This window comes from Calderihabitans maritimus, assembly GCF_002207765.1.
Lineage (GTDB): Bacteria > Bacillota > KKC1 > Calderihabitantales > Calderihabitantaceae > Calderihabitans > Calderihabitans maritimus.
Genome location: NZ_BDGJ01000111.1, coordinates 26,449 through 34,633, shown reverse-complemented (window position 1 = coordinate 34,633; position 8,185 = coordinate 26,449). Strand labels below are relative to the sequence as shown.

10 protein-coding genes are annotated in these 8,185 nt (G+C 47.3%); all 10 read right to left on the bottom strand.

Translation table 11 applies throughout. The features are described 5' to 3' along the window. Positions 1-442, bottom strand: a 442-nt coding sequence (locus KKC1_RS09295; RefSeq protein ID WP_192868167.1) for a flagellar brake protein, incomplete at its 3' end; no start/stop codon positions are given. A gap of 14 nt (positions 443-456) precedes the next feature. Continuing rightward, positions 457-1,329, bottom strand: a complete 873-nt coding sequence (locus tag KKC1_RS09290; RefSeq protein ID WP_088554183.1) for a MinD/ParA family protein — start codon at positions 1,327-1,329, stop codon at positions 457-459. 1 nt (position 1,330) lies between these two features. Continuing rightward, a complete protein-coding gene (gene flhF, locus KKC1_RS09285; protein ID WP_088554182.1) occupies positions 1,331-2,410 on the bottom strand; it encodes a flagellar biosynthesis GTPase FlhF in 1,080 nt (359 codons plus the stop codon). After that, positions 2,400-4,487: a flagellar biosynthesis protein FlhA gene (gene flhA, locus KKC1_RS09280; protein ID WP_088554181.1), complete on the bottom strand. Its 2,088-nt coding sequence runs from the start codon at positions 4,485-4,487 to the stop codon at positions 2,400-2,402. The genes flhF and flhA overlap by 11 nt, the downstream gene beginning before the upstream one ends. 14 nt (positions 4,488-4,501) lie before the next feature. Next, positions 4,502-5,593 (bottom strand): flagellar biosynthesis protein FlhB, encoded by a 1,092-nt coding sequence (flhB, locus tag KKC1_RS09275; RefSeq protein WP_088554180.1) that lies wholly within the window; start codon positions 5,591-5,593, stop codon positions 4,502-4,504. Then, positions 5,590-6,357 carry a flagellar biosynthetic protein FliR gene (gene fliR, locus KKC1_RS09270; RefSeq protein WP_192868166.1) on the bottom strand — a complete coding sequence of 256 codons (768 nt, stop codon included), beginning with the start codon at positions 6,355-6,357 and terminating at the stop codon, positions 5,590-5,592. The genes flhB and fliR overlap by 4 nt, the downstream gene beginning before the upstream one ends. A 12-nt stretch (positions 6,358-6,369) precedes the next feature. Beyond that, entirely contained in the window at positions 6,370-6,639 is a 270-nt protein-coding gene (fliQ, locus tag KKC1_RS09265; RefSeq protein WP_088554179.1) for a flagellar biosynthesis protein FliQ, read from the bottom strand. Between the two features lie 21 nt (positions 6,640-6,660). After that, positions 6,661-7,428: a flagellar type III secretion system pore protein FliP gene (gene fliP, locus KKC1_RS09260; protein WP_088554178.1), complete on the bottom strand. Its 768-nt coding sequence runs from the start codon at positions 7,426-7,428 to the stop codon at positions 6,661-6,663. Continuing rightward, positions 7,418-7,795: a flagellar biosynthetic protein FliO gene (locus KKC1_RS09255; RefSeq protein ID WP_088554177.1), complete on the bottom strand. Its 378-nt coding sequence runs from the start codon at positions 7,793-7,795 to the stop codon at positions 7,418-7,420. Before KKC1_RS09255 ends, fliP begins: the two co-directional genes overlap by 11 nt. Continuing rightward, on the bottom strand, positions 7,785-8,183 hold the full coding sequence (gene fliN, locus KKC1_RS09250) for a flagellar motor switch protein FliN (RefSeq protein WP_192868165.1): 399 nt from the start codon (positions 8,181-8,183) through the stop codon (positions 7,785-7,787). Before fliN ends, KKC1_RS09255 begins: the two co-directional genes overlap by 11 nt. Positions 8,184-8,185 lie beyond the last annotated feature (2 nt).

The window sequence follows — 8,185 nt, the reverse complement described above, 5'->3', positions numbered from 1 at the left end:
GAGGCTCGTCGGTCACAAGCTGCATACCTCCACCGCTTATGTCCAAAGTAACTCCCCGCCGGCTCAATTCTGCTTTCATGTCCAAGTTATCCAGTTCCTCTGTATTTACCGGCTCAAAGAATACCTCCAGAGTCAGCTTTATTCTGACGTAATCCCGACGCTGAATGCGGGTAAACTCCTCGGGAATCTTTAACAGATACATGGGAATATTTTTTTCTTTCTTGCGCCCTATAACTTCCGTGGTGAAACAATACTGGGCACTGGGACTAAAAACGTTTACATTCACCCTTTCCCCCACGTGTAAGGTTAGCCATCCCTGGGGACCGGAAGGGATCTGAATGGCAAAGTATCCCTCCCCCACCTCCTGAATAAGACTTTTATATATTTCTTCTTCGTTATCCCGACATATTTCCACCTTCTGGTTAACTGCCAAATCTTTCACCGAATAAAGCCTCCTCAACTGAAAAGCCGGATAATTCGCTGGACAAAATGGTTGACACCCTTGGCAGGCTTCTTTTTACCCCCCAGCAAGTTCAGCGCAATTTCATTGACATTGATGGAAGCACGGCAATTAGGGTAAAGTACCACGAAAGGTTGTTGCTTTTTAACCGCCTTGCCCACCAGATGGTCATCAAAGATGAAACCGAGCTGGCGTACTTTTATCTCCAAAAACTTGTTCGCCACCGCTTCAATCTTATTTGCCGTCTGCTGGGCTTCTGCAATGCTGGAGGTTCGGTTTACGATCAATTGAACTTCCGACTGAAGATTGAATTTGGAAAGTATCTTGATCACACTGTAGGCATCAGTCATAGAGGTCGGTTCCGGTGTCATCACCACAATTACTTCGTCGGCAGCGGTAATAAAACCTAGGACGTTACGGGAAATTCCTGCGCCGGTATCAATGATCAATATATCGGTATCTTTTTCAAACATTCGCAAACTTTGGATTATCTTTTCCCGCTGGTAGTAGTCCAGTTGGGCCAATTCATGAATACCCGAACCACCGGGAATAATTTTCAGATTATAGGGACCGGTTACTATAATCTCTTCCAGAGACTTCTCTCCCCTTAAAACCTCGTAAAGGCTGTATTTAGGCACGATACCCATTAATACATCAACATTGGCCAGCCCCAGGTCGGCATCTAAAATAGCCACTCTCTTCCCCATCTTAGCCAGAGTTATAGCCAAATTAACTACTATGTTGGTTTTCCCTACTCCACCCTTACCGCTGGTCACACTTATAGTCCTTAAAACGGAACTTCCGACCGAAGCGGATTTCAGTAAATTTTCCTGTGCCAGTTCTCTCAACCTAATTGCCTGATCACGCATATCAACCCACTGCCCCCAAAATCATTTTTGCCAACTTCTGGGGATTAGCTTCCTCAATGTCATCGGGTACATTTTGCCCGTTGGTGATGTAGGCTACCGGAAGCTTACAGGTATAAGCTACGTTTACTATACTACCTAATGTTTCCGTTTCATCGGTTTTGGTAAAAATCAACTTATGGTAGTCGATAACCTTAAAATCATCAACAATTCTCAGTAAATCGCGGTCCTTAGTAGTACAACTGAGAACCAAAAAGGTTTCAACCGGTTTGATGGCCTCTATAAATCCCCGCAGTTCCTGAATCTGCATAGTATTCTTGGATGGTCTTCCAGCGGTATCAATTAGGATAACATCCTTATCCTGATGTTTTCCCACCGCCGCCTTTAATTCTTTAGGAGTCATTACCACATCCACCGGAACCCCAAGAATTTCTGCATAGGTTTTAAGCTGTTCTACCGCTCCAATGCGGTAAGTATCAATAGTGATCAACCCGATCCTCTTTCGCTGGAACAGTGCAAATTGTGCTGCCAGTTTAGCCAGCGTGGTAGTTTTGCCCACACCGGTAGGTCCTATAAAAGCAAGGATGCGACTGTTTCCCTCCGTTGGGGTATCCGGTTCCAGGAGATCGGCCATCCGGGAAACCAGCGCCTCCTGTATAAGGCTGTCATTCTCCTCTTCCGACAAATTGAGTTGTTCCTCAATTCCTTCCAACAACTCCTGGATAATTTCTTTATTTATATCAAGATCCTGCAGGATTTTCTGCCATTTTCCCACTAAAGAGTTATTTGTCTCCTCCGAGGCTTCGCTTTCCTTTCTTTGGCTCATTCTATGTAACAGAGCCTTCATTTCGGCTATTTCCCGTCTTAATTCCTGCGTCTCGCTATCCTGCTGAGCCTTCTGTTTTTGAAGGGCTAAATTGTCAACTGCCGCCGTTACCTCCAGTTTTTTGGGGGCAAAAAATCCCCACAACCCGTTTTCCCTAATCTTTCGACTGCTGATGATTACTGCTTCCGGTCCCAAATCTCTTCGAATAACTTCAAAAGCCTCATGCATGTTTCTTACTACGTACCGTTTAATTTTCATCCAATACCACCGTCCCTACCGACTCGACCTCAAGGGAAGGTTCTAATTCGTTATAGGAAAGAACCACCAGGTTGGGAATAAATCTTTCGGTCAAACGGCGAAACGCCAAACGTACCCTTGAAGAGCACAGGACTATAGGCTGACCGGAAGTAAACGTAGTAGTTTCAATAACATGAGATAAACTGTTAAAAATTTTTTGGGTAATATTAGGTTCCAGCACCGGATAAGAACCGTTTTGGGTTTGTTTGATAGATTCAGCAATAACCTGTTCTACTTTGGGATGCAGCGTTATAACCTCCATTTTTCCTTGAGGCGTAGCATACATTTTCGATATGGTGCGGCTTAAAGACTGGCGCACCGCCTCGGTTAAATAATCGATATCTTTCGTTAGTCGAGCCTGATCGGCCAAAGTCTCCAAGATGGTGACCAAATCCCTTATTGGTATTCTCTCTCGTAAAAGATTTTGCAGTACCTTCTGAATTTCTCCGTAAGTCATAAGGTCCGGTATCAATTCTTCTATTAAAGCGGAGTTGTTTTCTTTTACCATTTCCAGCAAATCTTTAACTTCCTGGCGTCCCAGCAGTTCGTGGGCATGTTTCTTGATAAATTCGGTAAGGTGGGTGATCAAAACGGTTACACAGTCTACCACTGTAAAACCTTTGATTTCCAGTTGTTCTTTCTGTTTTTCGGTAACCCACCAGGCCGGTAAGCCGAAAGTGGGTTCCCGGGTAGGAATACCCTCTACCTCCTCTACCGCACCCTCCGGATTCATGGCTAAATAATGGTTGGGAAGAATTTCTCCGGAGGCCGTTTCAATCCCCCTTATCTTAAAAACGTACTTGTTCGGTTCCAACTGGAGGTTGTCCCGGATGCGAATGGGTCTTACATATATCCCCAGTTCGGTAGCGCACTGCCTCCTGGCGGCGGCCAGCCGGTCTAGAAGATCGCCTCCCTGAGTTTCATCGGTCAGGGGTATCAGGTTATAACCAATTTCTATTTCCAAAGGATCTACCTGAAACAGAGACAAAACATTCTCCGGCTGTCTTTGCTGTCTGCGAGTTTCCTGCACTATCTTTTCCTGCTCTCTCCGTTCCTTCTCATGAGCTTCCCGCAGTAACGTATAGGAGGCAAAACCGGCCGCCCCCGCCAGGATCAGAAAGGGCAAAGTTGGCAACCCGGGGACCAGACCCAACAGGAGCAGGATACCGGCAGCCAACCCCAAAACCTTTGGGAAAGCCGTCAACTGACGGGTCAGATCTTTTCCAAAACTTTCGCTGGAACTGGCCCGAGTAACCAAAATACCGGTAGCGGTGGAAATCAGCAAAGCCGGCAACTGGGATACCAGCCCGTCACCCACGGTCAAAATAGTATACCTTTGCAATGCCTCTATTAAGGGCATCCCGTGCTGCCAGACTCCGATTATTAGTCCACCCAGAATATTAATCAGAGTAATGACAATGCCCGCAATAGCGTCACCCCTGACGAACTTGCTGGCACCGTCCATGGCTCCATAAAAATCAGCTTCCCTTTGCAATTGCTTCCGTTTTTCCCGGGCTTCCTCTTCGCTGATCAACCCCGCATTTAAATCGGCGTCGATGCTCATCTGTTTGCCCGGCATGGCGTCCAAAGTGAAACGGGCGGCTACTTCCGCAACCCGGCCTGCTCCGTTAGTTATCACTACAAACTGAATAACGGTAATGATAATAAATACTATGAAACCTACCACGTAGTTGCCCCCGACTACAAAATCGCCAAAAGCCTGAATTATTTTCCCGGCACTGGCCTGGTTGAGAATCAATTTGGTAGAAGAAATGTTGAGAGAAAGACGAAATAACGTTGCCACCAGCAAAAGAGACGGAAACACGGAGAATTGCAGAGAATCGGTAGTGAACATCGTTGTCAAAAGCACTACCAGGCTGAAGGTCAAATTAAAGGCCAGCAACAGGTCCAGCAATTGGGGAGGAATGGGAATGACAATAATAATGACTATAGCCAAAACGAAAGCGGCTATGAGAAGGTCATTGTGCTGAAGTATTTGCCTTATGGTTCTACGGTTCTCTAAAGCCGGTGTTGCCATTCAACTCTCCTCCGCTATAGGCGAAACTTCTTCAGGCTATAGAGCATAGCCAGTACTTCCGCCACCGCTTGATACAATTCGGGCGGAATTTCCTCTCCGATTTCCACATCCCGGTAAAGCACTTGGGCCAATGGCTTATTCTCTACTACCGGCACCTCGTGTTCCTCGGCTATCTCCACAATTCTCCTCGCTACAGAGCCTGCCCCTTTAGCTACTACCACCGGAGCGTCCATTTCCTTCCGTTCGTAGCGCAGAGCTACCGCCAGGTGAGTGGGGTTGGTAATTACTACCGTGGCCTCCGGTACCTTTTGCATCATACGGTGCCGCGCCAGTTCTCGCTGTTTTTCCCTCAGACGAGACCGGATATGGGGGTCCCCTTCCGTCTGCTTTAATTCCTCTTTCACTTCATGCCTGGTCATTTTAATGCGCTGCCGAAATTCAAACTTCTGATAAACAAAATCTACCAGCGCCAGGACCAGAAAAGCCAGAACTACCCCTCCCACCGTGCGGAACAATACCTCGTTTACCAAAGCCAGGCCCTGGTACAAATCAGCCTGTACCACCAGGAGCAAATCCTGAAATCTATTTTTTATCAGCCCCAAAATAATCAGAGAGATAATGGTTACCTTCAAAACGGCTTTGACTAGCTCTACCAGAGATCTCCGGGAAAAAATCCTCTTGAACCCTTCCGCCGGGTTGATGTTTTGCAGTTTGGGTTTTATAACCTCCGGCGAATGAAGAAACCCTACCTGAGCCAGATTGACAGCTAGGCCCGCCATTATGGCTACCCCGAAAATGGGAGCCGTTAACTTAAAAAACAAAACAGTCGTATGGGTGGCCAAAGCCCCTAAATTCGCCTCACTTAACTGCCCCTGCAGGTTGTCCGAAAGAAGATAGGTGAAATACCGGCTGAGCTGATCTATATAGTAGTCCTGCAACATGAACAGCAACAATACCACAGTCATCAGAACAACGGAGGCGTTCAGGTCGGTGCTCTTGGCGACCTGTCCTTTTTTCCGCACCTCCTGCCGCCGGTGGGGAGTAGCTTCTTCCGTTTTCTCTTCTGCAAAAAGCTGAAGGTTTATAGGAAATATCTTATATTTCATGGTGCCAGGCCCCTTATTATCAGGCCCAAATCTTTCTCCATCTGGTAGAAAATATCTGACAACAAACCGGCCAGAAGGGGAATTATTAAGCTCGCGGTCAGCATTCCCAAACCGGCTTTCAGAGGAAAGCCCAGTATAAAAACGTTCAACTGAGGCACCGTTCGCGCCACCATGGCCAGGGCCACATCGCTCATCAGCAATACGGCCAGTATAGGAGCAGCGACCCGGAAGGCAAGAGCAAACATTCCGGCAAAGATTTTAACTACTTCCAGAGCCACCATCCCTTTTAAACCAATTTGACCCAGCGGTACCAACCGGAAAGAATCAGCTAGGGCCAACAAAAGCTGATGATGCCCATTTAAGAGGACAAACAAGAGAAGAGCTAAAAGATGGTAAAACTGACCCATCAAAGTTACTTGCATACTATTTTGAGGATCCAGCAAAGAAGCTGTACCGAATCCCATCTGAATATCCGCCAGTTCACCGGCCACCCGCAGGCTGGCGAATACCAGGGAAGCCAAAAATCCCAAGAACAGCCCTACCAGGCTTTCGTTAGCCACCCACAAGACATAGTCTAAGAGTTCAACCGTTTCCGGCAGGTTTTTAGGAACTGCCGGAGACAGCAGGAAAGCCAGCAAAACCCCTAAACCAACCTTGACTAAAGCCGGAATATTGCGCAGGCTGAATAACGGCGAGGCTACCAAAAAGGCAGTTGTCCTGACCATTATTAAAAGCAGAGCCACCCAGTAATTAAAATCAATCACCTGAACCAGCTCCTAACGGACCATGGTAGGCAAGTTGATGAAAAGATTTTCCGTGAACCGGACCAAGCTATTGAGCATCCAAGAGCCGAAAATTATTAACGACAACAATACAGCCACGATTTTAGGGACAAAAGTCAGTGTTTGCTCTTGTATTTGAGTAGTAGCCTGTAAGATACTGATAACCACTCCCACCACCAAACCAAAACCTAGAGCGGGAGCCGCCAGAAGCAGAGCCAGGGTCAGAGATTCCCGGGCTAGGTGAATAACGAATTCCTGGGACACTTCTTTCCCTCCTCGAGGACTCTAGAAACTTTCCAGCAACGACTTGACCACCAAGTGCCAGCCATCTACCATGACAAACAGCAGCAGTTTAAAAGGCAATGAAATCATCACTGGAGGTACCATAAACATACCCATGGACATCAACGTGCTGGCCACAACCATATCAATAATCAGAAAAGGAATGTAAATCAGGAACCCCATTTGGAAAGCCGTTTTAAGCTCACTTATAATAAAGGCCGGTATCAAAACGGTCAGCGAAACTTCATCACGGGTCTGGGGTTTCGGTCCACCCGACATTTTTATAAAAAGAGCCAGGTCCTTTTCTCTGGTCTGTTTAAACATAAATTCTTTCAATGGTTGACTCCCGGCAGCTAAGGCTTCTTCCTGAGTTATTTCCCCAGCCAGGTAAGGGTCAATGGCTACCGCCTTGATCTGGCTGTAGACCGGCATCATGGTAAAAAAGGTAAGAAAGAGAGCCAGCCCGATAAGCACCTGGTTGGGCGGCGTCTGCTGAGTGGCCAGGGCATTGCGTACAAACGCCAGGACCACCACAATACGGGTAAAAGAAGTCATCATGACTAGGATGGCAGGAGATAAGGCCAGGACCGTCAGTATAACTAACAGCTTTAGACTATCGGCGACCTCTTGCGGGTTATTGCTCTGCCGGATGGAGAGATCTATCTCCGGAACCGGTATGGGAGCCGCCCCTACCTGCCTCGCATAAGCCAATACCATCACTCCGACGAGCAACCCCAGCCACATGCGTCTACTTATCATGCTACCGGTCATCCTTCTTTTTCCTCCGGTTAGCCGACAGTTTATGCCACCACCGTTCTGCCCATGGGGGCAACCATGAGAGATCGCCTCCAATTTTACTGCCGCCAGGAGGCCCTGTTACCGGGTAGTCTTCCAGTTCCCCCAGCACGGTTACGTTGCCTTCACCGGTGGCAATGATCAAAAACTTGTCGGCCACTCTTACAACTGAAACAACTACCTTGGGAGAAAGCATAATTTGGTCCACTAGCTCCAAACTTTTGCCCTGGGCCGACAGACGCGGCCGACCCAACCCGTAGCGAAGGACCAGATACATCATCAGTAATACTAACGGTAAAGAAATCACCAGGCGCACAAGAGCACCAAAAAAGTCAGAACCCATTTTTCCCCGTCTCCGTTTCCTCGTCCAGTAAAGAATTAATTCTGATGCCGAACACCTCGTTGATGACAACTACCTCGGCCTTGGCAAAAGGTAAATCATTTAAGAAAACATCCACATGTTCCCCCGCCGTTTTATTCAGCTCTATTACCGAACCCTCTTTCAATTGAAGAACTTCCCTCACCGTCATACGAGTTCGCCCCAGCTCAACCGTCAGTTCCAGTTTAACATCCCCCAGTATATTTAAACTCTGAGGAGAAGCAGGAGAAACCTCTTTCTTCCGCAGAGTACCAAATTTTGCCTTTCTTATGGTGGGTAGGGAAGAACTCTCTTCCTTTACTTTGGCTACCAAGCGGGCTATTTCTTCTTCAGTCAAAGTTCCCAGGTTCATCT

Bases quoted from the DNA above. Each gene is read 5' to 3' on its own strand.
- fliP (WP_088554178.1), bottom strand. From the start codon at position 7,428: ATGACCGGTAGCATGATAAGTAGACGCATGTGGCTGGGGTTGCTCGTC.
- flhB (WP_088554180.1), bottom strand. From the start codon at position 5,593: ATGAAATATAAGATATTTCCTATAAACCTTCAGCTTTTTGCAGAAGAG.
- fliN (WP_192868165.1), bottom strand. From the start codon at position 8,183: ATGAACCTGGGAACTTTGACTGAAGAAGAAATAGCCCGCTTGGTAGCC.
- KKC1_RS09255 (WP_088554177.1), bottom strand. From the start codon at position 7,795: ATGGGTTCTGACTTTTTTGGTGCTCTTGTGCGCCTGGTGATTTCTTTA.
- flhA (WP_088554181.1), bottom strand. From the start codon at position 4,487: ATGGCAACACCGGCTTTAGAGAACCGTAGAACCATAAGGCAAATACTT.
- flhF (WP_088554182.1), bottom strand. From the start codon at position 2,410: ATGAAAATTAAACGGTACGTAGTAAGAAACATGCATGAGGCTTTTGAA.
- KKC1_RS09290 (WP_088554183.1), bottom strand. From the start codon at position 1,329: ATGCGTGATCAGGCAATTAGGTTGAGAGAACTGGCACAGGAAAATTTA.